This is a genomic window from Methylocella sp. (assembly GCA_037200525.1).
Lineage (GTDB): Bacteria > Pseudomonadota > Alphaproteobacteria > Rhizobiales > Beijerinckiaceae > Methylocapsa.
Map to the genome: position 1 here is coordinate 3882630 of JBBCGG010000001.1, position 24484 is coordinate 3907113.

23 protein-coding genes, 1 tRNA gene and 2 pseudogenes are annotated in these 24484 nt (G+C 59.8%); 4 read left to right on the forward strand and 22 right to left on the reverse strand.

The genetic code is table 11. The features are described 5' to 3' along the window. Positions 1 to 3: 3 nt before the first annotated feature. The 15 genes and pseudogenes from WDN46_19055 to WDN46_19125 all read right to left on the reverse strand — a co-directional run bounded on the left by WDN46_19055 (position 4) and on the right by WDN46_19125 (position 9680). Positions 4 to 264 carry a hypothetical protein gene (locus tag WDN46_19055; protein ID MEJ0095422.1) on the reverse strand — a complete coding sequence of 87 codons (261 nt, stop codon included), beginning with the start codon at positions 262 to 264 and terminating at the stop codon, positions 4 to 6. 37 nt (positions 265 to 301) lie between these two features. Next, entirely contained in the window at positions 302 to 1201 is a 900-nt protein-coding gene (locus WDN46_19060) for a hypothetical protein (GenBank protein ID MEJ0095423.1), read from the reverse strand. A 149-nt stretch (positions 1202 to 1350) separates the two neighbouring features. After that, positions 1351 to 1638 carry a hypothetical protein gene (locus WDN46_19065; protein ID MEJ0095424.1) on the reverse strand — a complete coding sequence of 96 codons (288 nt, stop codon included), beginning with the start codon at positions 1636 to 1638 and terminating at the stop codon, positions 1351 to 1353. Further along, on the reverse strand, positions 1635 to 2000 hold the full coding sequence (locus tag WDN46_19070) for a hypothetical protein (protein ID MEJ0095425.1): 366 nt from the start codon (positions 1998 to 2000) through the stop codon (positions 1635 to 1637). Before WDN46_19070 ends, WDN46_19065 begins: the two co-directional genes overlap by 4 nt. Beyond that, complete coding sequence (locus WDN46_19075; protein MEJ0095426.1) at positions 1997 to 2593, reverse strand: DUF2213 domain-containing protein; 597 nt, start codon at positions 2591 to 2593, stop codon at positions 1997 to 1999. Before WDN46_19075 ends, WDN46_19070 begins: the two co-directional genes overlap by 4 nt. Next, positions 2590 to 2817: a hypothetical protein gene (locus WDN46_19080; protein ID MEJ0095427.1), complete on the reverse strand. Its 228-nt coding sequence runs from the start codon at positions 2815 to 2817 to the stop codon at positions 2590 to 2592. The genes WDN46_19075 and WDN46_19080 overlap by 4 nt, the downstream gene beginning before the upstream one ends. A gap of 25 nt (positions 2818 to 2842) precedes the next feature. Then, a complete protein-coding gene (locus WDN46_19085) occupies positions 2843 to 3364 on the reverse strand; it encodes a hypothetical protein (GenBank protein ID MEJ0095428.1) in 522 nt (173 codons plus the stop codon). A gap of 71 nt (positions 3365 to 3435) precedes the next feature. Further along, positions 3436 to 4202: pseudogene (locus tag WDN46_19090) on the reverse strand (IS5 family transposase). A gap of 30 nt (positions 4203 to 4232) precedes the next feature. Further along, positions 4233 to 5450 (reverse strand): hypothetical protein, encoded by a 1218-nt coding sequence (locus WDN46_19095; protein MEJ0095429.1) that lies wholly within the window; start codon positions 5448 to 5450, stop codon positions 4233 to 4235. A gap of 13 nt (positions 5451 to 5463) precedes the next feature. Then, complete coding sequence (locus tag WDN46_19100) at positions 5464 to 5652, reverse strand: hypothetical protein (protein MEJ0095430.1); 189 nt, start codon at positions 5650 to 5652, stop codon at positions 5464 to 5466. Further along, on the reverse strand, positions 5649 to 6095 hold the full coding sequence (locus WDN46_19105) for a hypothetical protein (GenBank protein ID MEJ0095431.1): 447 nt from the start codon (positions 6093 to 6095) through the stop codon (positions 5649 to 5651). The genes WDN46_19100 and WDN46_19105 overlap by 4 nt, the downstream gene beginning before the upstream one ends. 657 nt (positions 6096 to 6752) lie before the next feature. Continuing rightward, positions 6753 to 7514, reverse strand: coding sequence for an IS5 family transposase (locus tag WDN46_19110; GenBank protein ID MEJ0095432.1), 762 nt, complete (start codon positions 7512 to 7514; stop codon positions 6753 to 6755). A gap of 35 nt (positions 7515 to 7549) precedes the next feature. Continuing rightward, entirely contained in the window at positions 7550 to 7888 is a 339-nt protein-coding gene (locus WDN46_19115; protein MEJ0095433.1) for a hypothetical protein, read from the reverse strand. Between the two features lie 168 nt (positions 7889 to 8056). Further along, positions 8057 to 9286: an AAA family ATPase gene (locus tag WDN46_19120; GenBank protein ID MEJ0095434.1), complete on the reverse strand. Its 1230-nt coding sequence runs from the start codon at positions 9284 to 9286 to the stop codon at positions 8057 to 8059. Next, positions 9255 to 9680: a toprim domain-containing protein gene (locus WDN46_19125; protein ID MEJ0095435.1), complete on the reverse strand. Its 426-nt coding sequence runs from the start codon at positions 9678 to 9680 to the stop codon at positions 9255 to 9257. Before WDN46_19125 ends, WDN46_19120 begins: the two co-directional genes overlap by 32 nt. 194 nt (positions 9681 to 9874) lie before the next feature. Between WDN46_19125 and WDN46_19130 the strand changes: the two are divergent. Further along, positions 9875 to 10641, forward strand: a pseudogene (locus tag WDN46_19130) (IS5 family transposase). Positions 10642 to 11911: 1270 nt separating this feature from the next. Here WDN46_19130 and WDN46_19135 read toward each other — a convergent pair. Together WDN46_19135 and WDN46_19140 are read right to left on the reverse strand one after the other, a co-directional pair. Continuing rightward, a complete protein-coding gene (locus tag WDN46_19135) occupies positions 11912 to 12352 on the reverse strand; it encodes a hypothetical protein (GenBank protein MEJ0095436.1) in 441 nt (146 codons plus the stop codon). 616 nt (positions 12353 to 12968) lie between these two features. After that, entirely contained in the window at positions 12969 to 14147 is a 1179-nt protein-coding gene (locus WDN46_19140) for an integrase arm-type DNA-binding domain-containing protein (GenBank protein ID MEJ0095437.1), read from the reverse strand. 131 nt (positions 14148 to 14278) lie between these two features. Between WDN46_19140 and WDN46_19145 the strand changes: the two genes are divergently transcribed. Continuing rightward, positions 14279 to 15859, forward strand: coding sequence for a glycosyltransferase family 2 protein (locus tag WDN46_19145; GenBank protein ID MEJ0095438.1), 1581 nt, complete (start codon positions 14279 to 14281; stop codon positions 15857 to 15859). A 41-nt stretch (positions 15860 to 15900) separates the two neighbouring features. Here the strand turns inward: WDN46_19145 and trmD are convergent, their stop codons facing one another. From trmD to WDN46_19170, 5 genes are all read right to left on the reverse strand, one after another. Further along, the gene (gene trmD, locus WDN46_19150) at positions 15901 to 16599 is read right to left on the reverse strand and encodes a tRNA (guanosine(37)-N1)-methyltransferase TrmD (GenBank protein ID MEJ0095439.1); all 699 of its coding nucleotides are present in this window, start codon (positions 16597 to 16599) and stop codon (positions 15901 to 15903) included. A 3-nt stretch (positions 16600 to 16602) separates the two neighbouring features. After that, complete coding sequence (rimM, locus tag WDN46_19155; GenBank protein MEJ0095440.1) at positions 16603 to 17196, reverse strand: ribosome maturation factor RimM; 594 nt, start codon at positions 17194 to 17196, stop codon at positions 16603 to 16605. A gap of 3 nt (positions 17197 to 17199) precedes the next feature. Beyond that, positions 17200 to 18567, reverse strand: a complete 1368-nt coding sequence (locus tag WDN46_19160) for an aspartate aminotransferase family protein (protein ID MEJ0095441.1) — start codon at positions 18565 to 18567, stop codon at positions 17200 to 17202. A 76-nt stretch (positions 18568 to 18643) separates the two neighbouring features. After that, positions 18644 to 18943, reverse strand: coding sequence for a hypothetical protein (locus WDN46_19165; GenBank protein MEJ0095442.1), 300 nt, complete (start codon positions 18941 to 18943; stop codon positions 18644 to 18646). A 52-nt stretch (positions 18944 to 18995) separates the two neighbouring features. Then, positions 18996 to 19070, reverse strand: a tRNA-Val gene (locus WDN46_19170). 308 nt (positions 19071 to 19378) lie between these two features. On the opposite strand from WDN46_19170, the gene icmH reads away from it, so the two are divergent. Beyond that, positions 19379 to 20821, forward strand: coding sequence for a type IVB secretion system protein IcmH/DotU (icmH, locus tag WDN46_19175; GenBank protein ID MEJ0095443.1), 1443 nt, complete (start codon positions 19379 to 19381; stop codon positions 20819 to 20821). A 66-nt stretch (positions 20822 to 20887) separates the two neighbouring features. Continuing rightward, the gene (gene tssM, locus WDN46_19180; protein MEJ0095444.1) at positions 20888 to 24295 is read left to right on the forward strand and encodes a type VI secretion system membrane subunit TssM; all 3408 of its coding nucleotides are present in this window, start codon (positions 20888 to 20890) and stop codon (positions 24293 to 24295) included. The last annotated feature ends 189 nt before the right edge of the window (positions 24296 to 24484 follow it).

Below are 24484 nucleotides of genomic sequence, written 5' to 3' on the forward strand. Positions count from 1 at the left end.
TGGCTATTGGACCATCTGGCTCGCTACTCGATATTCGGAGCCCGGTGAGCCACAGCGGCGAGCAAATTCGCGGTCAAACATATCCAACGCGGCGTATCGCCATTCCAAGTCGGCGCTCTGGACATCGCATTCTGGATCGTCACCCAACTGACTGTGGATGGCGTCGAGTTCAACGATGCGATTGACGATCGCCTCCTCAAGTCCCGCGATATCGAGACTGGTCGCGCGATTGCGCAAAGTTGCTATCATGTTGTCACTGAGCATTTGATCTCGTCTCCAGAGATTGAATTGGGGCGGGAGCCTAATTGCTGAGTTCTTGGATTAGGACGAGCCCCCCGGCGCCCGGGCCGCCCCCGCCAGGAGCCGATCCGCCGCCGCCGTTGCCGCCGGACCCTCCGCCACCAGGAAAGGCTCCCGGAGCCGCTGTTGGGCTGCCGCCGCCAGATGCGCTGGCGGTGCCGAATGACGAACCGCCGATGCCGTAAATGTTGTCGTTGCCGTTAGTGGTAAAGCCGCCCGTCCCCGCGTATCCTGGGAAGCCAAAGCCTCCAGTTCCGCCAGTTCCGCCAACGCCGGGTCCAGAGCTGTTATTTCCGGTTGCGCCATGACCGGGGTTTGCTGTGATGAAAGACCCAAACGAGCTGGCCGTGCCATTAGAGCCAGCTGCGCCGCCACCACCAACGGTAACCGCGATTCCAGCGCCGGGGGTTATTGTAAAAACGCCCCGGCGGTATTCGGCGCCACCGCCGCCGTCGCCCGCTTGATGGCTTCCGGCCCCAACCGAATGGCCACCGCCGCCGCCACCCCAAATCTGGACGAAGACGCGTGTAACGCCCGCTGATGGCGTGTAAGTTCCCGAAGTCGAGAACCCAATAACCGTATTCGCAGTCGGCGTGATGATTGGATTCGGAGAGGCGATGACAAAGGACGAGCCGTTGTAGACGACAACGGCCAGATTACCCCCGACGAACTCGCCGCCGGTGAGCGCCGCCAGACCGCTGCCCGTTACCTTGTCGACGATGACGTTGCCGAAGCTGTTGACGTTTATGGTCGTCGCGGTGGTGTTATCAGAGGCAACCGGAAACATCAGTGGGACGCCCAAGAGATCGGCGTAAGACGTGCAATTAGGAACCGTAAGAGCGATGGCGTTGCCTGTGCCAGTTGCTACGCCTACCCAGGTCTGTTGGTCAGAAAAGCTCACCTGTAAAACTCCATAATGGCAATTAAAAAAGCGCGGCCCCCGGCTCTGGAAAGACAGCAAAGCAAGCCAGGAGCCGCGCAGTTTTCGCCGATCTACAGCTCCGGGGAAAAGAGGAAGCAGAACCCCGAGGCGAGATCTAAGCGAACTGGTTAAACGCTTTCCTTCGTCATGAACCTTGTGACGCGCCGAGCTGGACGCTTCATCGATTTGATAAAGCTCGTGCCAAAAAACTCGGTACTGCGAAAGCCGGTCACCGGGTCAACCTTCGTGCGCTCCATTAGCCGACCTTCGGGGACAATCGGGTTGTGGGACGCAGCAACAGCGTCGGCATAGATCCTGGCCTCGAAGGCATCAAAGGCACCATCGGGAATCGCCCGAATATCCTTCGGTTCCACGTCCTTGAAGGACGGGCTATATTGCAAATACGGGAACATCATGCGATTGCGGTAAGATCGTACTGACTCGCCATCCATAGGGCGTGGAGCAGACGAACCAAAGGCCTGAGCCACCGCATCAGCGTGACCCTGGGCGTCGGCGAGCGTGGCGCGATGAGCCGCATCCGCGACGATGTTGGGCTCGTCGTCGGAGCCTTCGTCGTCTTTCTTGGATGCGTCCTTTTTCTCGGGGACTCGCCAAGCGCTGCAATTTTTCCTTCCAGCGCATCAAGCTTGCTCATGCAGGCGTCGAGAGCAGAGAGCACTTTCTCAGGCACAACAGCCGCTGCTTCAGCGTCCTTCTTGGCCTTGTCGGATTTGATAACGGCATCGATCTCAGCGGCTTTTTTCTCTTCGGGGGTCATATTTGAACTTCCTGTTGTGTTGGGTTGGTTTCGTTTTCGGTGATTTCGGTGACTTCAACGCCTGGGCCATTCGCACCACTTGTGCGGGTCCAGACGCCATGATTGCCTAGGCCTACGTAGACCAAGGCGATGTGATCGAGGAGCATCGGCGCCCCCTCGACAAGCATAGGGGTGCCGTCGATATCGACGGTGGCGGACGCTCCCGGTTCGAGCAGGACGCCGGGCGACGTATCGAACATGCCACCTGCAATCATTGAACAGGCGGTGCTATCCAAGACTCTCGCGACGCCCCAGAGTTCATCGTTCCGAACGAACGAATGGACAATCGAGCCAACGCAGCGCTCGCCGAAATACCGAGATGTAAGGGCGTTGTCGGCAGGGTGTTCGATGACGACTGGCAATCCGAGGACTCGCCGGCGCATTTCATCGGAAAGCCAGATGTCGGGGTCGCGGAAGACGTATTCATTTACGGATGGCCGATAGGCAACACCGGTCCCAGAGAGTCTCAGCGCAACATAATCGCTGTTGCAGAAACGTGTCGGGGACGGACTCTCTCCTGACGCCACCGACAACGCAGTGTCGAGTTCGTTCATTCCGCCCCATCCCAACTGCCATCGTGGGCGCGGACGCGAGACGGCGGAAACGGCAACACCACTGCGGATTCTTCCAAGCGTTTCTTTGCGGCCAGCTCGCTTAGGTCGGCATAAGTCAAACGCTCGACCGCTACATCAATCATCGCCTGCTCAATCCGCCGCAGACGGGTCTCATGATTGTCAAAACGCGCGGCGATGAACACCGCGTCAGGGTCATTACTCACCGTTGTCTCCTTGTTTTGTTGAATGTCATTGGCTGTTTAATCCTAAAACGATCGCATAGACCGAAGCTGCCCGTAGCGGGTCATCAATAAGGTCTGCTCCGCCGCTGAAATCGAGCGCTCCACCGATGGGACTTGACCGCCCTTTGGTTTCGACGACTCCGGTAACCTTGACTGACCCGGCCGAAATGTGAGACGCGGCCGCTAGTTTCTGTTGTGTGACATCCTCCATGTGCGGCGGGATGGCGTGCACGGCGTTGGAGTTTAGGCCACTGCGAATCGCCAAAGGCAGTAGGTCCTTGGTAGCAAAGAGACCGGGTGAACCACCGCGTGCACCGCATTCTGCGATGAGCTCAAACAGCCGCTTGATCACGTCCTGAAACAGCCCATGCCGAATGTGGCCAACCTCGAAATCAACCAGCACCAACGGCGTGCCGTAATGCTTTGACCGGGCGACATAGACAGTCGCAACCAGTCCCGACTTGTCGGCGGCCATGACGGCAAAGACAAAGTCGCATTTCGTCGGCGTCGGCGCCGGAGCTTCAGCCACCAACAAGTCGGATTGGCGCACCAACGCAGGTCTGCGATCCAGATCTAATCCGACTAGGCAGTAGTGACGAATTACCTGAGCATGATAGCAATAGCGGCGAGCAATACGAAGCCTCGGTAGTTTGCGAGGAGCTTGTCGTATCGGGTTGCGACGCGCCGGAACTGCTTCAGTTTATTGAAGAAACGCTCGACGAGATTGCGCTCCTTGTAGAGCGCCTTGTCGTAGGGGAGCGGCGCGCGGCGATTGGATTTTGATGGGATCACCGGCTCAGCCTCACGCATAAGAACAGCCTTGCGCAAGTGATTGGCGTCATAACCTTTATCGGCGATGATCGCATCGGCCGCAAAGCCTTCGATCAGGGCGTGCGCTTTTGTGATGTCGTTGCGCTGCCCAGGTCCGAGAAGGAGCCGAACGGGGTTGCCGAGTGCGTCTGTCGCGGCGTGGATTTTGGTGCTCAAACCACCGCGAGAGCGGCCCAGGCCTTGGGCATCCGCCCCCCTTTGGCGATCCTTGCGCCGGCCGCGTGCTGATGGGCGCGCACGATTGTTGAGTCGATCATCAGCCATTCGAGATCGGCCTCGGCGGTGAATGCCTCAAGAAATCCGTCCAAGGCGCCGCGCTCGATCCAGCGATAGTAGCGGCGTTTCACCGCCTGATGGTCGCCGAAGCGTTCGGGCAGATCGCGCCAGCGGCCGCCCGAGCGGGCCATCCATAACAGCGCGTCGACGAAGCGTCGATTGTCGCAGCGCGGCCCGCGCTGGCCGGCTCTTCCGCCTGGCACAAGATCACAAAGCCGCTCCCATTGATCGTCTCGCAGCGCATCGACATCCCGAATCATCAAGGCTGATCTCCAAAAATCAGCCTTGAATCATGGAAAGATCCTCGCGAGAATCCCCCAAACGCCGAATTCGTCACCACGGCCTAGGACACCGGCGACGACGTTTGCGATGTCATCCTTGCCGCCGGAGGTGTGGTCCACGGTGTCCCGACCGGACCGAGCTGTCCGGCGCTCCAAGCCCACCAGCTGGGCTGACAAGCGTTGATGCTCCAAGAGCTCGACTCGCTTGGCGTTGAGCAATGGCAGCAAGTCAAGATATAAATCCGACTTCGGCCTGGCGCTCTGTTCGAAAGCGATGCCGTGCTCAGCAAACCTGGCTTTGGGCCAAGCGCCGGCATATCGATCGCCAACGACGCGGGTTATCCCGTAGCGCCGCAAAAGCTCGACGCATTGCTCAACGGCTTGCTCAGGATCAAATGGCGCCCGGATTTCCATCAGGCTGTCCAAGACGCAGATAGCGACGCCGATGGCATTGGTCTCTAGATGGCCAACAGCCAAAGTCATCGAATCTCCGACACCGCCCGATGGATCGACGAATGCCGCATATGTGACACCAGGCGTGAAGGGCAGCTCACGCCTGCCGCCGATAGTCACGGCGTTAACGATTTCTAGACTAACGAAATCCGCCAAATCATCCCGGAACTCAGCACCGTATTCCGCGCGGGCGGCTTCCGGGTCGGATTCATAGGCCTCCGCAATGATCGCTGGATCTATGCGGGGGTTCATCGTCGACGTATCGGCTTTCCAGACCAACACACGGGCGTCGTCCTTGCCGTGGTGGCGGCGATAGGCGTTGTATAGCTCGCCCTTCTTCGCGTATGGCGACGAGGCCAAGAGCAACATGGAGCCGGGCAGCGACGCCATGCCGGGGCGGAGAGCGCGCAGGATTTCGGTATCGGGATTCGCACTCGACTCTTCTAGGCGCCAGAAGGCGATTTCGTCGGCTAGAACGGCCGCAAAGCTGTATCCCCTCGTCGTGCGGAATGACGCAGTCGAGATCTCGATCACCACGCGATTCGACAACGTGATTGCTTCGTTGGTTTCATCCTCAACCAGCGTCGCCAGCAGCGGGACAGCTTTGAGCAGCCCTGACACGTACCGAAATATGCTACGCGCCTGCTGTCTGTTAGCGGCGAGTACGGCGACCGTGGCCATTTCGCCCGGCGCCAAATGCGGAGTATAATCCCGACAGGCCAGATAGACGGCGATCAGCGCCAGGACCCGCGATTTGCCCCCGCGACGCCCCACGATGAGCGCGGCCTCAGAGGATGGGGACGTCGGAGCCACGGAGCGGCCCGTACAGGCCCGATAAGCCTCTAGCTGGGCCCTCGGATAGCGGCAAGCCAAACAAAGCCGCCAGGAAGGCTTTCCAGCCATCCCAGCTGTCCCCCTTGAAATGCGGAGCGAACAGCGCCGGGTCGTTGAGCTCGTCAATGATGGTCCTGCTCACTTGTCGCCCTCGTTGTTATCGGCTTCAGCCTGCATTCGCCTGTAGTCGAGGATGGTCATGGGCTTGACCTCACGGGCAACGCGCTGCAGGCCCAGGCGGCCGAACAGTCGGGTGAGGACGTTGCAGAGGACGGCATACCTATCCGCCTCGAAAGGCCTGCCGGCGACCGCCGCAGCCTCGATGGCTTCGCAGTAGAGGCTGATCATTCCCGCCCTCTTGGCTAACTGACGTTGCCCCTCAGAGAGGCCATCAGGGCCGCCCAAATCTGCGATGATTTCGGCGACGACTGAGCGGAACCGGCGCGCCTCTTTTGAACGTCCGTCGACCGCTTCCAGAACCCCGATGTAACCGGCTGGTATCTGCACTCCTTCGGCCCGCAAACTGGCGTTATGTGCCTGCGAACCGCCATCGATTGGCGGGGTAAAATCGTCATCCTCTTCCATCTTTTCAGGTTCTTTCGGATATGGTTCGGCAGCCCAGTCGGGGCGCTAAGTTCAGCCATGCACTAGGGTTGGCGCTAGGGTACGATGAGGCCGCCACTCGTGAATACGAATGAAATCAATATGTTATAAGCATAGATGCGCGGAATCATCTCCGCGCATCCAGGACCAGGCTGTACCCAGGCGTTACCCCACAGCGGCATTTGGGCTGCAACCAAAATGGCGATGCCCTGATTGGACATCAGATGCGCAGCGGCCTTCGGTTGGTCAGGAAAATCAGCGGGATGGCGGGACGTTCAACGCCTCGTCCAGAAGGCCGATTGCCCGTTCAGCAAATCCATGCGGGGCGTCAACGGATGAGCACAAAGTCAGCAGAGTGCGGCGCACATCGACCGACGTCCCCAGTCCGACTGGGTATGGCTCAGTGACAAAGCGCGAGAACGGCATTGGACCCTGGCGCGTACCGCCGGGGGAATACCCTCTCTTGCTCCCAAACGCGGGATGACAAAGCCTCAATGACGAATGCGGGAATGTTCCGCAGACCGTTGTGGATCCGGTCGACGGTTTCGTGGAGACATCGCGTAATCTCTTGTCGGGTCTGTGCCTTGGCGACGGGGCTGTCTATGTCGATACTCATTGGGCAGCCTCTAGGCTCAGGACTCATTGATTGAGATAGAAGAGGACGGCGGCTGCGATGCAGATGGCGGAGAAGAAGGTGTGGGCGCATCGATCATAGCGGGTTGCGATGCGCCGCCAGTCCTTGAGCTTGGCGAACATGTTCTCGATTTTGTGACGCTGGCGGTAGAGCGTCTTGTCATAGGCAATGGGAAGCTTGCGGCTTCTGGTTGGCGGGATGCAGGGCTCGACGCCCCTGGCCTTCAGCGCGGCGCGGAACCAGTTGCTGTCGTAGCCCCTGTCGGCGATCAACATTGAAGCAGGCGGTAAAGCCTTGAGCATCAGCCGCGCGCCCTTGTGGTCGCTCATCTGGCCCTCCGAGAGCAACATGACGAGGGGCTTGCCGGCGCCGTCGCAAACGACGTGGAGCTTCGAGTTCAGTCCGCCTTTCGTGCGCCCCGATACGGCGGGGAAGAGCCCCTTTTTGAGCAGGCTCGCCGCTGTGCGATGCGCCTTCAGATGCGTGGCGTCGATCATGATGCGCTCGGGCTTTGGACCTTCGCCAGCGAGCGCGGCGAATATGCGGTCGAAGACGCCGAGCCGGCTCCAGCGGATGAAGCGATTGTAAAGCGTCTTGTGCGGCCCGTAATCCTTGGGCGCATCTTTCCATTGCAGGCCGTTGCGGATCACATAGACGATTCCGCTGACCACCCGACGGTCGTCAACCCGCGGAACGCCATGCGACAGAGGAAAATGCGGCGCAAGCCGCGCCATCTGCCGCTCGCCCAACAAAAACAAATCACTCATCCCAGCCTCCCCATGCGGAGACCAGGAATCACATCTCAGGCAAATTTAATAGGTCCTGAGCCTAGCCGAATACGAGAAACGGGCTTGTCGAGGGTCGTTATCCTGTTCGCGTAAATGTCGACAGCGGGAAGCCACTCGCCGTTATTTTCCCAGCAACGTACCTTGACGTCGCCGACAACGCTGATGACGTCGCCCGCAGTGCAGCTTTGCAGTATCTCGAACGCCATCGACTTGAACGCCTTAACCGTCACTGGGATGCCAACCAGGGCGTATCCGCCGCCTTCGACGATTGTCGCCTCAATGAAGGGAGCCTTGTTCGATGCCAGCTTTGGTTCCGGCGTTTTCGCTAGGTAGCCCGTTACAATCACGTGCATGGGGGTGTCTTTCTTCGATGTTGATTGGTGCGTTCACCTCGCCGGGACAGCGGGACAGCGGGACACTCCTAAAGGAGTGTGTCCCGTCCCGTCCCGCTATGTACCCAGCTTATAGGACGGGACATTTGGGACATTGTCCCGGTATGTCCCGTCCCGTCCCGCTTGACCTTAGCTATTCAGCCATATGAAGCGCTGTCCTTCCGCCTGACGCGCCACCAAGATTTTCCTCTTGAGCATGTCCTCGATGGAGCGGTTGAAGCTTTTTCGTTGGCGTTCTTTGAGCTTCTCTGGGTCATCGGGACCGGCTTGTTCGGCAATGCGGGCATAGAGCCGCTTACGGATTTCCTCATCGTTCACGGCGCGAACCGTTGGGCCATCATTGAATGGCCGGATATCCTTGCCTGCCTCATCAAGCGCAATGTACGTCACATCCATGAGCAGCCGTTGCGCTGGCGAGATCGCTTTAGACGTGTCCCTGACCTTTGCGGTCTCCGTGTCGTCAAGCCTATCGACGACCAGGGTTGAAATGTCGTCGCCGTCTGAATCGCGACCGATGACGATCCGCGATAGCTTCGCCTCAAGGCGTATGTTTGTGTCCTCATCCTTCAACTTTTGCAGCGTCAGAGTCGTCCACAACTCCTTTTCCGCGCGCTCACACAGCAGCTGAGCGTCGATGCCGCCGATTAAGCTGGAATGCCCCCGCATGCGTTGGTCGTCCGCCAATCCAACGTGATGCGTGATAAGCACCAGCGCCTTGAAGTAATTGGCAAGCGCGGTTGCATTGCTGAGGAGTTGGACCATCCCTGATCCGTTCTCTTCGCCGCCTCCAAGAGATTGGGCAAGCGTATCGATGGTGATCAGGCCCGGACTGACACCTGCGGATTCGATGTCGGCAACGAGCCTTTCAAGGTCTCCTTTTTCGCCGCCGAGGTTCGGCGCTGCAGCAATCATGCTGAACGGGATAGCCGTCGGCAGAATGCCAGGGTTCGCCTTTTTGAAACCAGCGATGCGCTTTCGAAGTCCTGCAGCACCTTCAGCCGCAATATAAACGACTGGAGCCTGTTCGACACGACGTCCGGCCCAATCTCTGCCAAGCGCTATGGACATTGCCAGATCGAGCGCGACGAAGCTTTTGAACGACTGCGACTTGCCATAAATAACTGCAACGCCTTGTCGAGGAATAAGCTTCTTCACGAACCACTCTTCGCTGATATCAAACCGGATCGCGTCAAAAGGCTCTAATATGAATTTCAATCGGGATGGCGACATGGGCGCGCCCGGCGCGATGCGACCACTGTCGAACCGATAAACGAGTCCCCTGCCGTCTGGTCCGGGAACGGGTCGGTGCAGAAATCGGGCGGGACATTCATGCGCGAACTCCCATCCGAATCTGATCATTCATATCGTTCCCGACTTCAGGCCAAATGATATGGACGTCTCGCCCAGCGGCCTGCCAACGGACAGCACATTCAGCGATGGCTTTTTCGCTGGTCCGGCGCTCGTCGAATTCGCCGAATACATGCAAGCCCGAGAGGCTTGGTATCACCGGAAATGTCGCTATAGCTCCAGCACTGCCGACGGCCCACACTGGAAGGTAACCCAGCTGACGCCCGCTTAGGGCAGTTTCCAGGCCTTCCGCGATGCAAAGACCCATCGTGACATCGGCGTCGCTATCAATTTTGATTGCGCAGCCTTTTGCGGGGCCGAGCATGAGCCGGTCGAGCTTTCTGCCTGTGGGATCGAGGCGCGTGCGCTGGATTGCGCGGGGCTCGTTGGTTAGAACGTCCCGCATCAATGCGATCATCGCTGGAGCACGCTCGTTTCCGAACGGGCATCTCGGGTGAAATCGCAGCACGTTCGACCAATTCTTATCGCCGTCGAGGATCAATCCTCGCGATGCTAGGCCGTTGTGACGAATTCGGCGTTTGGGGGATTCTCGCGAGGATCTTTCCATGATTCAAGGCTGATTTTTGGAGATCAGCCTTGATGATTCGGGATGTCGATGCGCTGCGAGACGATCAATGGGAGCGGCTTTGTGATCTTGTGCCAGGCGGAAGAGCCGGCCAGCGCGGGCCGCGCTGCGACAATCGACGCTTCGTCGACGCGCTGTTATGGATGGCCCGCTCGGGCGGCCGCTGGCGCGATCTGCCCGAACGCTTCGGCGACCATCAGGCGGTGAAACGCCGCTACTATCGCTGGATCGAGCGCGGCGCCTTGGACGGATTTCTTGAGGCATTCACCGCCGAGGCCGATCTCGAATGGCTGATGATCGACTCAACAATCGTGCGCGCCCATCAGCACGCGGCCGGCGCAAGGATCGCCAAAGGGGGGCGGATGCCCAAGGCCTGGGCCGCTCTCGCGGTGGTTTGAGCACCAAAATCCACGCCGCGACAGACGCACTCGGCAACCCCGTTCGGCTCCTTCTCGGACCTGGGCAGCGCAACGACATCACAAAAGCGCACGCCCTGATCGAAGGCTTTGCGGCCGATGCGATCATCGCCGATAAAGGTTATGACGCCAATCACTTGCGCAAGGCTGTTCTTATGCGTGAGGCTGAGCCGGTGATCCCATCAAAATCCAATCGCCGCGCGCCGCTCCCCTACGACAAGGCGCTCTACAAGGAGCGCAATCTCGTCGAGCGTTTCTTCAATAAACTGAAGCAGTTCCGGCGCGTCGCAACCCGATACGACAAGCTCCTCGCAAACTACCGAGGCTTCGTATTGCTCGCCGCTATTGCTATCATGCTCAGGTAATTCGTCACTACTGCCTAGATACGTCTCGGCGAGAGATCCATAAATATCGACGGATTCGCGCCAAATGACCCGAGCACGCTCAACATTTTCGTTTGCTGCTTCAGTCGGCTGGGCCAATAGGGATCCGGGTAAGGATTTGTCCCGGCGCCGGGACAAACCGAATGCAGGAAGCCCCATCTTCGCGCGGAAATAGTCGAGACAGATAATGTCGTCGTCACCGCAAAACGAATTCAGCAGAAATCCGTTCGGCGATGTTGAGCTCAGCGTAATCGATAGCGAGCGGTCTCTCTTGCTGTGACCCGGACCTGGAATCAGAATACCGTTTCCGCTTATGTCGCCGCCGAACACTGATTGTATTGATTGAAGGGTAAGCGCGCTCATCGGGCACGCCCCGAGAGCAAAATAATCGGTTGCAAAAGGGCGCCGAAAATCATAAATTCAGGAGTGTTCGAGACGCCTCGCAAGAGCGAACCGAACAGAGGATGCCGCCGCGCAAACGGCGTATCCTGAGTGGGGTTAATCAACTTGTTGACTCCATCAATGATGGCATCAGCGGTCGCCCTGGCAGGGGTTGGCCGCTTTTTGCTTTTGGGATTTGGTGATTGAAAGGCAACTGGCGGATGTTAGCCGGCCAGTATGTTCCTGACGTCCGCGATTGGGATGAGCGCGCGCGCGCCGATCTTGACCCGGCGGAGCTTCCCTTGCTCAAAAAGCGCGTACACGGTGGTCCGAGATATCCCCAACGCTTTTTGGGTCTGGGGGATCGTCAGGGCCAAAACGCCATCAAAGGCGCTAGAAGTTTTAATCGAATTCATTATAGGATGCCCTTGCGTGGCCCGAGCGGGCCATGTTGGTGAAGGCGGGGACTCGCGACGCTGCCAAGTGAGGCGGGTCCCCGTCGAACGCGAACATTTGCGAACGCCCAAACACTGACGTGCCGTTGCTTTGTCCGCAACAACCCTTCCTGGTTTTCCACCGAAACCGCCCCCTCGGTCCCGTTATTCACAGACCAGCGATACCGCCGGTCTAAACTTCCCAGCACCGGGAAGCTCTCAGCGACTACTGTTAAGGGATGCAAAAACCTTCTGCGCCGCGTATGTAGCGGCTATGCGCTTATCAAATCTAATCGCGGGTCCGCACCTCCAGCATCCGGGGAGCACGTCTGCCAGCATACGGACCCGCCTCGGACTCATGTTGAAGAAGGCGGCAGCGTCCCGCTCGTCTCCGAAAGGATGATTGGCTGTGGCCTTGCGGGATAGTTCAGCGATTGTCATTCGCGCTCTCCATAGACAGTCGTCAGAATTGCAATTTGCTGCTCGTAAATCGTCATGGCGTCATCGCTGTCGTCGGTCAGCAACTCAGGGTCTGGTGAGTCTGGTCTGATTTCCATCCCGGCCTCCCGAAGCGCCGCGAGCCCCGCAAGGGCAATTATCTCGTCGGCGTCGGCATCAAGGGCGCGTTCGTCCACGCATAATCGCCGCACGAAACTCAACCCGGATTTGCCAACGGCATTGGTGATGATTGCTTCAGCTCGGTCCACCGGGTCCCGCAGCCTTTTCAGCTTACAGTGACCGCTCCGTGCCAATTGTTCGGCGCGGCGCGCTGTTGCTGCCGCTTTGTCAATCAACGGTCCGTGGTCTAGCGCCACGTATGTGTCGCTCTGCCCCTTCACGCCGATTATTTTGCCCTTGTTATTCGAGACCCAAGCCACGGATGGTCGATGCGCGACCTTGCTTCCGCAATTGATGTAGTTCGACGCAAGGATAGGCGATGGCGCGCCGATCGCGGCGGACCAAACTCGGACCAGCTCTCCAAAATTGCAGCCGACGACCCATAGATGTACCGGCGCCTGATGCTTCCGAACAATGCAGCCCAAGGGCGATTCCACTAACCTATCGGTGTTTCCTCTGCGATGGGGCTGCGCTAGCACCCGCGCCATTGGCGCGACCTCAGCGGCTCGCTTTTCCCGCTCGGCAACAGTTGGCTTCACGAGCCTGCCGTTGGCGTACCGGGCGCGCCCTTTCATGCGCGGGCGCCCTCGTCGCTTTTTTCCTTGACGGCGCGGGCCGTTGGTCGTATCCAGCATCAGTGCCTCGGGTGGAAGAGGAACGGGGTTGGTTGGGGCAAATCAACTCCCCTCATATGTTATTTTAGCATAGTACTGGTCACGCTCGCGCTTATTAGAGCCCAGACTCAGCTTAAGCTATTGAAATTATTGCATAATATATCTTTTGTATCGGTCCATTTTCGCGAAGCAAAATTCCGAAAAATCGCGCATTTATATGAGCGAATCGCCGTCATCGTGCTGAGGAAATCAAACTGACAAGTTAGCGGTCCGATCGGCCCGTGCAGAAATCTGCCCACGCCTGCATCAACGCCCTGCGCTTCTCCAAAGCATCCCCCCGCCGATATGCGGTTTCGACTGCATTGCCGACCGAATGCGCCAACGCTGCCTCGGCGACCTCACGCGGGAAATCGGTTTCTTCGCCGACCCAATCACGAAATGTTGACCTAAAACCGTGCACCGATACGCCCTCGGCATTGGCGAGCGCAACGCCGCGCGGACGCGACAAGGGCCTGCCGGTGCGCTGACCTGGAAAGACGAATGGACCCGAACGGACTGCTGCTAGATCGGCAAGTATCTCAATGGCGCGATCGCTGAGCGGTATTCTGTGCTCCTTGCCCGCCTTCATTCGGCTGGGAGGAATTGTCCAGACACGAGCCTCGACGTCTATTTCAGTCCATTCCGCGTGCAGCGCCTCGCTCGTTCGGGTTGCGGTCAATATGACGAACTGCAGCGCCAGCGCCGGCAAGCTATCCTTGCTGACCAGAGAGGCCACGAATTTAGGCACGGCGGCGTAGGCCATCGCGCGATGATGTGGCCGCGCGGATCGCGGGGGAAAAACGTGTTCAAGGTGGCCTCGCCAAATCGCAGGATTGTCACCAGCGCGCCAGCGGTTGGCGGCGGCGAAGGACAGCACCGATTCGATACGGCCACGAAGGCGCGACGCTGTTTCCGGCGCCCGCGACCAGACCCGCCCTAATGCCGAAATAATGTGAGCGGCGTCGACATCAGCGACAGGCAAATCCAAGAGACTCGGGGCGTGCGAGATCAGTGTCGACTGCCATTGCTTTCGATATTTATGGCTACGCCAGGCAGCGCCTTTTGCCGCGATCAACGCCTCGACTGCATCGCCAAACGTCTTAACCGCAGCCGGTGCGATACGGGCACCACCTGCCGCCCTCTTGGCATCGATGGGGTTAATACCCTTAGAAATCATTGAGCGCCATTCATGAGCCTTCGCGCGAGCGTGGGCTAGCGTGACTGTAGCTGCGGAGCCAAGGCCGCCTTCGCGCTGGCGTCCGTCGAGCATGTAAATGAAGGCCCAGCGTTTCGAGCCATTCTTGCCGATCGCCAAATACAAATTGTCGCCGTCCGAATACCGCCCTGGCGTGCTCAGCGCCTTAACCGTGAGGGCATCTAAACGCTTCGTTTGTTTCGCCATGGCATGTCCCCAACCATAGAGAAAACCATAGTCTGCGAGGTCGCATTCAGCAATACAGGCGTGAACGATTACGGACTTCTTCCACATATATCCCTGCGAAAACAGTCCATTCCAATATGCTGGCGAACGCTGTGAAACATTTATTGCGGCGCAAGCAGCGCGGCGAATCGCTGAGAGGGAGGCTCTCCGTCACCACGGCGAAGAACCTGTCGCGATTGGTGCGCGCCGCCTCGGCGGCGTCGATCGTGCAAGAGGCGAGTTTCGCCCTCCCCGATCTTGACGCCAGTCTTTCCGCCAAAGCCGGCCCCACTCCGGCGCAAGGCCTTTTCGCCATAATGGTCGTGATCGCCATCGCCGCCTGCGTCGCAGCGCCCGAACCCGCTTCAATGCTGCTGTCGATTGCGGCGAGCTGCCTGTTCCTCGCCACTGTTTTTCTGCGGCTTTTCGCTGGCGCGGCAAGCCTCGATCACGCAGACGTCCGCCACCCCCCGCGCATAAATGACCGCAATTTGCCGACTTACTCGATCGTGATTGCGCTCCATCGCGAAGCGCGGGTTGTCGGCCAGCTTACCGCCGCGCTCGACGCTATCGATTATCCGCGCGCCAAACTCGACATTAAACTCGTCATCGAAGCGGACGATCACGCGACCCGGCTAGCGCTTGAGGCGCTCGATCTTCCTCCAGTCTATGAAATCATAATAGCCCCGCACGGGCGACCCAGAACCAAGCCGCGGGCATCGAACATCGCATTGCCTCTCGTGCGCGGGGAATTCGTCGCGGTGTTCGACGCGGAAGACGCCCCCGCGCCGATGCAATTGCGCGACGCCGTCGAGCGATTCCGCCAAGCGCCCGCCGAAGTCGTTTGTTTGCAGGCGCAGCTGTCAATCGACAATATAGAGGACTCCTGGCTGACGCGGCTATTTTCGATCGAATATGCGGCGCTGTTTGACGTTTTGCACCACGGACTGACTGGACTTGGCGTTCCGCTTCCGCTTGGAGGCTCATCAAATCATTTCCGCACGGAGGCCTTGCGGGAGATTTGCGGCTGGGACGCCTGGAATGTGACGGAAGACGCCGATCTCGGCCTGCGCCTCACCCGTTTCGGCTATCGTTCGGAGACGTTGAATTCGAGCACGCAGGAGGAAGCGCCGGCCCGGTTGAAGGCCTGGATGACGCAAAGGCGACGCTGGTCGAAAGGCTGGATGCAGACATTCATCACGCTGAGCCGGGATCCGGCCCGTCTCATCGCCGAAGTTGGATGGGCTCGGGCGGGCTCACTGCTCTTGTTGATGACGGCGCTGGTCATCTCGCCGCTGCTTTGGCCGCTTTTGACCGCGCTGATGATCTACGACCTTGCGCGAGTGGGTTTGCCCTCTCCAACCTCCATCTTCGCGTTGGTGGAGACGACGCTATGGCTCTCGGTCGGGCTCTTTGGAGCGGCCTCAGTGGTGTGGGTAGCTCTGCTTGGCATGAAGCGGCGCAGGCTGCTCGGGCTCTGGATTTTTCTACCGTTGCTCGCGCCTTATTATCTGCTGATGTCCGCCGCGGCTTGGGCGGCGCTTTATGACCTCATCATGCGGCCCTATCATTGGCACAAGACGGAGCATGGGCTCGCCAAAAGCTCGCGCCAGAAAAACCTTGCGGCGGCTGAGCTCGCCGCGGCGATCAAGATCAAAGCAAATTCTGTGGGGGCACCACCGACGCGGCGTTAAATATGGTCTTGGAAGTCGCCAACTTTCGGAGAAAGTCATGTTCAGCGCGGCTTTGCCGAGCCTCCGCCGAGCAGGTCCGGCCGGCGTTCGCGGGTAATCCGCAGCGCTTCGGCTTTGCGCCATGCCTTGATCTTGGCGTGGTCGCCGGAAAGTAGGATCTGTGGAATTTCTCGCCCCTCCCATTCGCGCGGGCGCGTGAAATGCGGATATTCGAGCAGTCCAGCCTCAAAGCTTTCATCGATGCCGGAGGCTTCCTTACCCATTACTCCAGGCAGAAGCCGAACGCAGGCGTCGAGCACGACCATCGCGGCGATTTCACCACCCGATAAAACATAGTCGCCGATGGACACCTCTTCGAGACGCCGCCCTTCGATCACCCGCTCGTCAACCCCCTCGAAGCGCCCGCAGATCAGCACAACGCCCTCTCCGGCGGCGAGCGATCGCGCGCGGGATTGGGTGAGAGCTTGGCCGCGCGGACTGAGCAGCAGACGCGGACGAGCATCCAGAGGTTCAAGTCCAGCGTCGAGCGCCGCGCCCAAGACGTCAGCGCGAATGACCATCCCAGGGCCCCCGCCGGCCGGCGTATCGTCTACGGCGCGATGACGGCCGAGCCCCTGCTCGCGAATGTCGTGGACGCCAAGCGCCCAAACATCGCGCGCGAGCGCCTCACCGGCCAGCGAAACGCCGAGCGGCCCCGGAAACATCTCCGGAAAGAGGGTAAAAACCGTCGCGCGCCACATTGATCAGATCTCGTCCGGCGAAGGCTTCGTCTGCTCGGGGCGATGCTGGGATTCGTCCGCTTTTTCGGAAAAGAGCTCCGCCTCGATCTCGACAGGCGGCGCGACGATAAGCCGACCGCCCTTTATGTCGATCTCGGGAACGACAGCTTTAGCGAAAGGCAAAAGCAGCGCTTCGCCGCCACCCTCCGGCGCAATCTCCAAAATGTCGCCGGCGCCGAAATTGAGAACGTTGGTCACCCGGCCGATGGATTCGCCGCTCTTCCGCACAGCCGCGAGTCCGATCAGATCGGCAAGATAAAACTCATCCTCGTCGGTTTTTGGCAGGCAATCGCGCGGCAAAAATAGCTGGAGATTGGTCAGGCTTTCGGCGGCGGTGCGATCCTCGATTCCGACAATCCTCGCGACGAATACATTGTCTTTCACATGGCGCAGGGTTTTGATCGAAAAGCGCCGGACGCCGCTCGCATCGGTCAGAGGCTCATAGCTGGCGATTGCGTTCGGGACGTCAGTGAAGGATTGCAGTCGCAAGTCGCCCTTGAGGCCATGCGGGGCTCCAAAACGGCCAACGAGAATGCGTTCGCCGCCATGGGCCGCCATACGCTATTTCGCCGCCCGCGCCTTAAGCGCATGGTCGGCCAGCGTCTTGCCGAGCGACCAGACCGCCCCCGGCACGCGATGACTGTCGGCGATGACGCTGTCGAACGCGCGTTCGATCCAGTCGCAATCCGCATCATTGATGACCAACGTTGGCAGCAGCTTGACCGTATGATTGGCGTGTCCCGCCACCTGCGCGAGAATCTTGTGATCCTTGAACAGGGGGATAGTGATGAGCTGGCAGAACAAGCCGGGATTGACGGCCTCGAGCAGGCTCCAAGACGCCTTAAGCTTCAGGGAGCGCGGAGGCCCGAATTCGACGCCGATCATCAGGCCTTTGCCGCGCACGGATTTGACCAGCTCGTAGCGCTCAGCCATCCCCTTGAAAGTTTTCAACAGTCGAGCCCCGGTGCGCTCCGCGTTGCGGATGAGGCCGTCGGCGTCGATGACTTCGAGGGTCGCGAGTCCAGCCGCCATGGCGAGATCATTCTTCGCGAATGTCGAGCCATGCACGACAGCGCGGTCCATGCGGTTGAATACTTTGCCGAACACATGCTTACGGGTCAGGACCGCGCCGACCGGCACATGGCCGCCCGACAGCGCCTTGGAGAGGAGCACCATATCGGGCTCGACGCCCCAATGTTCAATCGCCAGAAAACGCCCGGTGCGGCCAAGCCCGGTCTGAATTTCGTCGGCGATGAACAGAGCGCCATGTCTGCGGCAAAGCGCAGCCGCGTCGGAAAGATAGTTGTCGTCCGGGAGATTGACGCCCTTGCCCTGAATCGGCTCGACAATAAAGGCTGCGACGTCGCCGGCCTGCAGCGCTTTTTCAAGGGCCGCCAGGTCGTTGAAAGGGACCTCGACGCAGCCGGGGACGAGGGGACCAAACCCCTCGCGGAAAATCGCATCGCCGTTGAGGGACAGCGCGCCATAGGAAAGGCCGTGAAAAGCATGTCCGCAATAAACAATTCCCGGCCGCCCGGTGGCGCGGCGCGCAAACTTGATCGCCGCCTCGACAGTCTCCGCTCCGGAATTGGTGAAAAAGACTTTGTCGAGAAAAGGAACAAACCCCAGCAATCTCTCCGCCAGCAAAGCGCCAAGGACAGAAACGTCCATCTGCACGAGATTGGGGAAATCGCTCGCGAGGACGCTGGTCAAAGCCTCCCGCAGCACGGGATGGTTACGGCCAACGCCAAACACGCCCCATCCGCTCAGCAGATCCAGATAGCGATCGCCCCGGCGGTCGAAAAGATACTGGCCCTCGCCTTTCTGAAACGCAACGTCGAAACCTATCGTCTGCAGCACGCGAACCATCATCTCGTTCATGTGCTCCACGTGCAGCCCGTAACGCTCCGACTCGCGCTCCGCGACCATGGCGCGAATGTCGAAACGCCGCGTGGGCCGGTCGAGGGTAATCTCCTGAAACGATATGTTTTTCATTGATCACACTTTAAGCTTGCCGCTGAGCGTCTGAAGGATAGCGCTCAATGGCCTCACCATTGAGGCAAGCAGCAAAATCGCACTCACCTTGATTGTTTGCATGGATGAGACCGATAATTCCCGATCCATGCCCATGCAAAAATGAGTTTGAAGTTACTGCGAAACGTAGGTCGAACCCTTTGCCGGCAATCCCGGAGCAGAGACTCCACGTAACGCTAATGGCGTTTACAGGATCGGTAAAGACAACGGTTGAGCTTAAAAAATGTTCCGCCGCGGGGAAAATCAGGCGGTGAGTAAATCTTTGCAACACTCCTCCAGACGAGCGGCGACGCTTCGCCGCGTCCGGGTTTCAGCATGTCCGATGGTGGGCGCGACAGGGATCGAACCTGTGACCCCTACGATGTCAACGTAGTGCTCTCCCGCTGAGCTACGCGCCCGAGCTTCCCTGTGAGGGGATAGCTTCCGCGCCAGCATATACCGGCTCGTGGAGGGAGGCGCAAGCTGCAAAGATTTCCTATTTTCCGCTGCCGGCGCATGCGCGAATTGGTCTCGTGGGCACCTGCGGCGGGAGCGGAACCGCCTCACAGTTATGCGATCACTATTTCCTTCTGTTTGTTACAATGGATCATTTTTGCGGGAATTCTGCAGCATGGCCAAGCCAGGGAAAACCTGCAAGACTTCCAAAATCGGCGGATTTTTGGGTTCCGACCACCGGAAAATCCGCCTCGGGGTCAGAGACAGCGCGATGAGCGACAAAGATCAATCCCCCGCACCCGAAGAGCGCGATGATCGGACGGCTTTCCGTCCGACAGCTGAGCCAAAGCCGCAACCGGACGCGGCTCCCACTCATCATTCGCAAGACACAATGAGGGCGCGGGCAAGCAGCGAGGATCCCGCCATATCCCGGACCAGTTCCCCCCAGCGCTCGACCGACGACGCTGATTCGGTTTTGAAGCCAGCGCCGCCGCCACGGCAGCCGGTTGCGCCGGGCCAGAATCTCAGCATCCCGAACGACAATCCGATCCTGCGGGCGGCGGGACCGCTGCTGCTTCTGCTCGGCCGTTTGCGGGCTGCGCTTCTCCGGGTCCCTCGGCCTGGGCCAACCGCGCGGATCGCCGCAGCGATAGAGACATGCGACCGCGACATGAGAAGCGCCGGCGTCGCGCCGGACGACGCTGCCGCCGCCAAATACGTCCTATGCGCGACCGCTGACGAGGTCCTGGGCAATCTTCCGGGCGGCGATGGCGCCGACGCGGCCCGATCTGGGCTAGTGGCGCATTTTTTTAGTGAAAACAACGACGGGCGCCGTTTTCTCGCCGAACTCGACCGCGCCAAGCGGAGCCCCCGCGCGCATTACTTCTTGCTCGAACTGATTCACGCTTGTCTGACGTTGGGATTTCAGGGCTCCGACCGAATGTTGTCCGGCCGGGAGGCCACTTTGCAGAAGATTCGGCGCGACCTCTCGGAGCTTCTGCAAAAAACACAGCCCATCCAGCAATCATTGTCGACGCATTGGCGTGGCCAGTCGCTTGGCTGTCACGCCGTTCGTCTGCGCGCGCCGCTCTGGGTTTCCGCCAGCGTCATCGCTCTTGCGTTGTTCGGCGTCTTCGTCGGATTCCGGATCGCCCTCGGTCATCGCGCGGAGGCGGCGGCCGAAGCGCTCGGCGCGTTGAATCCGCCGACGCAGGCAGCGATCGGCCGCAAAGTCGCGGTCGCGCCGCCCCCGCTTCCGCCGCCAACGGAGGCGCAAGTCTCCCAACTCAATCACATCCGTAATGTATTGGGGCCGAATATCGCGGCGGGAACCATCCGCGTCGATTCGACCGCCAATCAGATCGTCATTCGCATCTCCGACAGCTTTCTGTTCCAACCTGGGAAATCGGCCATTCTCGACGATGCGCGCGCGCTCATGATGTATATCGCGCTCGCGCTCGACGACGAAAAAGCCGTCAGGGTCGTCGGGCATTCCGACGCTGCGCCAATCTCCAACGCGCGGTTCGCTTCGAATTTCGAACTGTCTCTGGAGCAGGCCAAAGCCGTGAGCGCTCTGCTGAAACAGTCCCTCTCGCAGCCGGAGCGGGTCGAGGCGGAAGGCAAAGGCCCTGATGCGCCGATCGCGTCGAACGATACGCCCGAAGGGCGCGACCAGAATCGCCGGGTCGAAATCATCGTCCCACGCAGCGATTGAGGCCGGCGTGAGCGTGAGTTCCGACGCATATTCTGTCCAAAAGGTCAGCAGCTTTAGGCGCGCTTTATGAGTGGAACATCCTGGTTACGCATCCTCATCAGATTGATTGGCGCGATCGCGGTCGCGACGCTGATCTGGTTCGGGGGCCCGCTCCTGCCCTTCCGCGAGACTCATCCGCTTGAGGAGGCCTTTCCGCGGCTTGCGGCGATCCTAGCCGTCTTCGCGCTCGTTGCGAGCGCTGGACTCTATAGGTGGCGTCGGCGCCGCAAAGGGGTCGAGCGCATCGCTCGCGGCATGAGCGTCGACGAAAGCGACGCTCCGCTTTTGACCGCGCGCATGAAAGAGGCGCTCAGCGCGTTGCGCAACCGTGGCGGCCTCGCAAAGTATCTCTATGACCTGCCCTGGTATGTGGTGATCGGACCGCCTGGATCCGGCAAATCGACAGCGCTCGTCAATTCGGGATTGAAGTTTCCGTTGACCGCCGGCATTGCGCCTCGCGCGGTCGCAGGCGTCGGAGGCGCACGCGGCTGCGATTGGTGGTTCGCCAGCGACGCCGTATTCCTCGAAACCGCAGATCGCCATACGACGCAGGATTTAGACGCCAAGCCGAATCAAAACAGCTGGGCCGCCTTCCTCGATCTGCTCAAACGCAATCGCTCCCGCCAGCCGATCAATGGCGTTCTCGTCGCCTTCAGCTTGGAAGATCTGCTTATCCTTCCGCCGGCCGAAGTCGCGGCTCATGCCGCCGCCATCAAAGCGCAGCTCCTCGAATTGCGCCAGCGGCTGAAGGTCGATTTTCCCGTCTATGCGTTGTTCACCAAGGCCGATCTCGTGGTCGGCTTCATGGAGTTTTTCGCAGATCTCGACGAGGCCGGCCGGACGCAGGTCTGGGGCGAGACGTTTCAAACGACGGACAAGAGCAAATCCATGCTCGCCGAGGCTCCAGCCGCCTTTGCGGCCCTCGTCGAGCGGTTGAACAAACGCGTGACCCGGAGATTAGCCGAGGAGAAGGACGCGACAAACCGTATTCTTCTGTTCGGATTTCCCGCGCAAATGGCGGCGCTGCGCCAGCCCGTCACAAATTTTCTCAGCAAGATTTTCGATCCGGCGCACTATCAGAGCAACGCCGCCCTGCGCGGGTTCTACTTCTCCTCGGCGACGCAGCAAGGCGCGCCAATCGATCAATTGCTCGGCGCGCTCGCCAAGGGATTAGCCGCTGAGGCGGTCGGAGCTCCCGCCTATTCCGGCCAGCGCAAGAGCTTTTTTCTGACCGACCTGATCAGGAAGGTGTTGATTGGCGAGGCCGGCTGGGTGTCGACGCAGCGCGGCCAGCGTGTGGTCAAGAAGGTCGCCCTCGCGAGCATGCTCGTCGCCGCGCCGCTCCTCATCGGCGCGTGGTGGATCAACTACGCAAGGAACAGCGACCGGATAGCCCATATTGAAGAGGCGGCGGCCAAATATTCCGTGCTCGCCGGGGACGTCGGCCGCTCCGATACAGTCAGTGACCGCGATCTGAGTAAAATCCTTCCCGAATTGCATTCGCTGCGGTTTTTGCCGGGCGGTTTCGGCGATAATTCCAACTCGCTGTCCGGCGGCTTCGGATTGAACCAAAGCGCGCGGCTGAAATCCGCGGCGGAGACTGCCTATGGCGTCGGCCTCGAACGTCTGCTGCGGCCGCGCCTCATCTATCGACTCGAGGAGCGGCTCGAAGCCAATGGCAATGATCCTGCGGCGCTGTTTGAGGCGCTCAAGGTCTATTTGATGCTGGGCGGGCTCGCGAGGGCAGATCGGCAATTGCTGATCAATTGGATGGAGCGCGATTGGTCGGAAAATCTTTATCCCGGACCAAGGAACAGCGAAGGACGCAAGGAGCTCGAACAGCATCTCCTCGCCATGCTCGATCTCGAAACGGGGCGCGGCTCCTCCGTGCCGTTGAACGGCCCGCTTGTCGAGAAAATCCAGGCAAAGCTGGCGAGCGAAAATGTCGCCGATCGCGCTTTTCGGACGTTGGCGGCGCGGGCGAAGGCGAGCTCGCGCCCCGATTGGTCAGCGGGCAAAGCCGGCGGCGCCGAAGCTTTGGTTGTCTTCGACCAATCGATCGGGGCGATCCAGGTCCCTTATTTTCTGACCAAGCCCGGCTTCGAACAGGACTTCATCATGGCCGCGCCCGGCATCGTCGATGAAATATCGCGGGATCGATGGGTTCTGGGCGCAGCCGGCGAGCAACCGGCGATCGCGGAGCAGTATGACAAGCTGGAGGAAAATCTGGTCGACGTTTACGCCAAAGCTTTCATTGACGCATGGCGCGAGGCCATCGACAAATTGAAGCTTCGGCGCCTGATCACTGAGCGACCGTCCTATCCGCTATTGGCCGCGGCATCCTCCAGCGCTTCGCCGATTGGCCGCCTTCTCCAATCGATCCGCGACGAGACGCTGTTGACCGACGCGGAGCAGGCTCTTGCGACGGACGCCGCAGGCGACGAGCCGCCCGTCGCCTCCATCACGGGAGCGGGCGGACAGACGCCGGCGCAAATGATCGATGCGGCGCTTGCGCCCTTTCATCGACTGGTCGAAGGCGATGCGGGGCGGCGGCCAATCGACCTCGTGATTTCGCAATTGAATGAGATCCGCGCCAATCTGAGCCGCCTCGCCTCGAACGGCTCCTCCGCCGATCAGCTGGAGAGCCAAATCGCCGCCAGCGTCGCCAAGCTCAAGACCGATGCATCGAGCCTGCCGCAACCCTTCAATCATATGATGGAGGAGACTGCTGATGACGCGACGCGCGAAATTGTCGATCTCGTTGTCGCGAGGACCGCCGACAAATTGCGCAATTCCGTCACCATGGCTTGCCGGGAACGGATCTCAAGCCGTTTTCCTTTCAACCGGTCCGCCGCGCGCGATGTCTCGCTGGAGGATTTCGCCCGCATGTTCGGGCCGAAAGGATTGATCGACCAGTTCGTCAGCGAAAATATTCTCCCCGCATCCGGGGCGGAATGGAAATGGCGCGACGGCAGCCAGCTCGCCAAAAAACTCGCGCCGACGGCGCTGGCCGATTTCCAGCTCGCGGCCGAGATCCGCGAGGCGTTCTTCGGGGCCGACTCCGCGGTCCCTGGTTTTTCCTATGCGGTGACGCCGCCAGCGCTCCGCGCCTCAAGGCTGGAGATCGACGCGACAGTCATCAACGGCGGCGCCAAAGCGATAACTGTGCAATGGCCAGGTCCAGCTGCAATTCACCGCACAGCGCTCAGACTTCGTTCCAGCAAAGCTCCAGCCATTGAGCGTCAAGGCGTCTGGTCGATCTACCGGATGCTTGACGCCGGTCGCGTCAATGGCGATGGAACCCTCGCGACTTTCTCTATCGGCGGCCGCGATCTGCAATATCGGTTCAATGCGAGCGCGACTTCCCCTAGCGCAACCTTAAAGCCGCTCGACTTGATTCAGTTGCGCAAATTCCACTGCCCCAACGGAGCCTGATAAGCCTGAGGCGACGATGCAATCGGGATAAGGTCAGCAATCGACCGCGCGATCGATTCGACTTGGCCCAATCAGGTCTTGGTCCAATCAGGTCTTGCTTGTTTTCGCGGAGCGACGCCAACTTCAGGGTCCGCGAGACGCCGCCGCGCGTCCCCGGCCCCGCAGCCATCGCGATCAGAAAGCGTTCGC

Bases quoted from the DNA above. Each gene is read 5' to 3' on its own strand.
- WDN46_19055 (MEJ0095422.1), bottom strand. From the start codon at position 264: ATGCTCAGTGACAACATGATAGCAACTTTGCGCAATCGCGCGACCAGT.
- WDN46_19065 (MEJ0095424.1), bottom strand. From the start codon at position 1,638: ATGATGTTCCCGTATTTGCAATATAGCCCGTCCTTCAAGGACGTGGAA.
- WDN46_19070 (MEJ0095425.1), bottom strand. From the start codon at position 2,000: ATGACCCCCGAAGAGAAAAAAGCCGCTGAGATCGATGCCGTTATCAAA.
- WDN46_19075 (MEJ0095426.1), bottom strand. From the start codon at position 2,593: ATGAACGAACTCGACACTGCGTTGTCGGTGGCGTCAGGAGAGAGTCCG.
- WDN46_19105 (MEJ0095431.1), bottom strand. From the start codon at position 6,095: ATGGAAGAGGATGACGATTTTACCCCGCCAATCGATGGCGGTTCGCAG.
- WDN46_19110 (MEJ0095432.1), bottom strand. From the start codon at position 7,514: ATGAGTGATTTGTTTTTGTTGGGCGAGCGGCAGATGGCGCGGCTTGCG.
- WDN46_19115 (MEJ0095433.1), bottom strand. From the start codon at position 7,888: ATGCACGTGATTGTAACGGGCTACCTAGCGAAAACGCCGGAACCAAAG.
- WDN46_19120 (MEJ0095434.1), bottom strand. From the start codon at position 9,286: ATGATCAGATTCGGATGGGAGTTCGCGCATGAATGTCCCGCCCGATTT.
- WDN46_19125 (MEJ0095435.1), bottom strand. From the start codon at position 9,680: ATGCGGGACGTTCTAACCAACGAGCCCCGCGCAATCCAGCGCACGCGC.
- WDN46_19140 (MEJ0095437.1), bottom strand. From the start codon at position 14,147: ATGGCGAAACAAACGAAGCGTTTAGATGCCCTCACGGTTAAGGCGCTG.
- trmD (MEJ0095439.1), bottom strand. From the start codon at position 16,599: ATGTGGCGCGCGACGGTTTTTACCCTCTTTCCGGAGATGTTTCCGGGG.
- rimM (MEJ0095440.1), bottom strand. From the start codon at position 17,196: ATGGCGGCCCATGGCGGCGAACGCATTCTCGTTGGCCGTTTTGGAGCC.
- WDN46_19160 (MEJ0095441.1), bottom strand. From the start codon at position 18,567: ATGGTCGCGGAGCGCGAGTCGGAGCGTTACGGGCTGCACGTGGAGCAC.
- icmH (MEJ0095443.1), top strand. From the start codon at position 19,379: ATGAGCGACAAAGATCAATCCCCCGCACCCGAAGAGCGCGATGATCGG.
- tssM (MEJ0095444.1), top strand. From the start codon at position 20,888: ATGAGTGGAACATCCTGGTTACGCATCCTCATCAGATTGATTGGCGCG.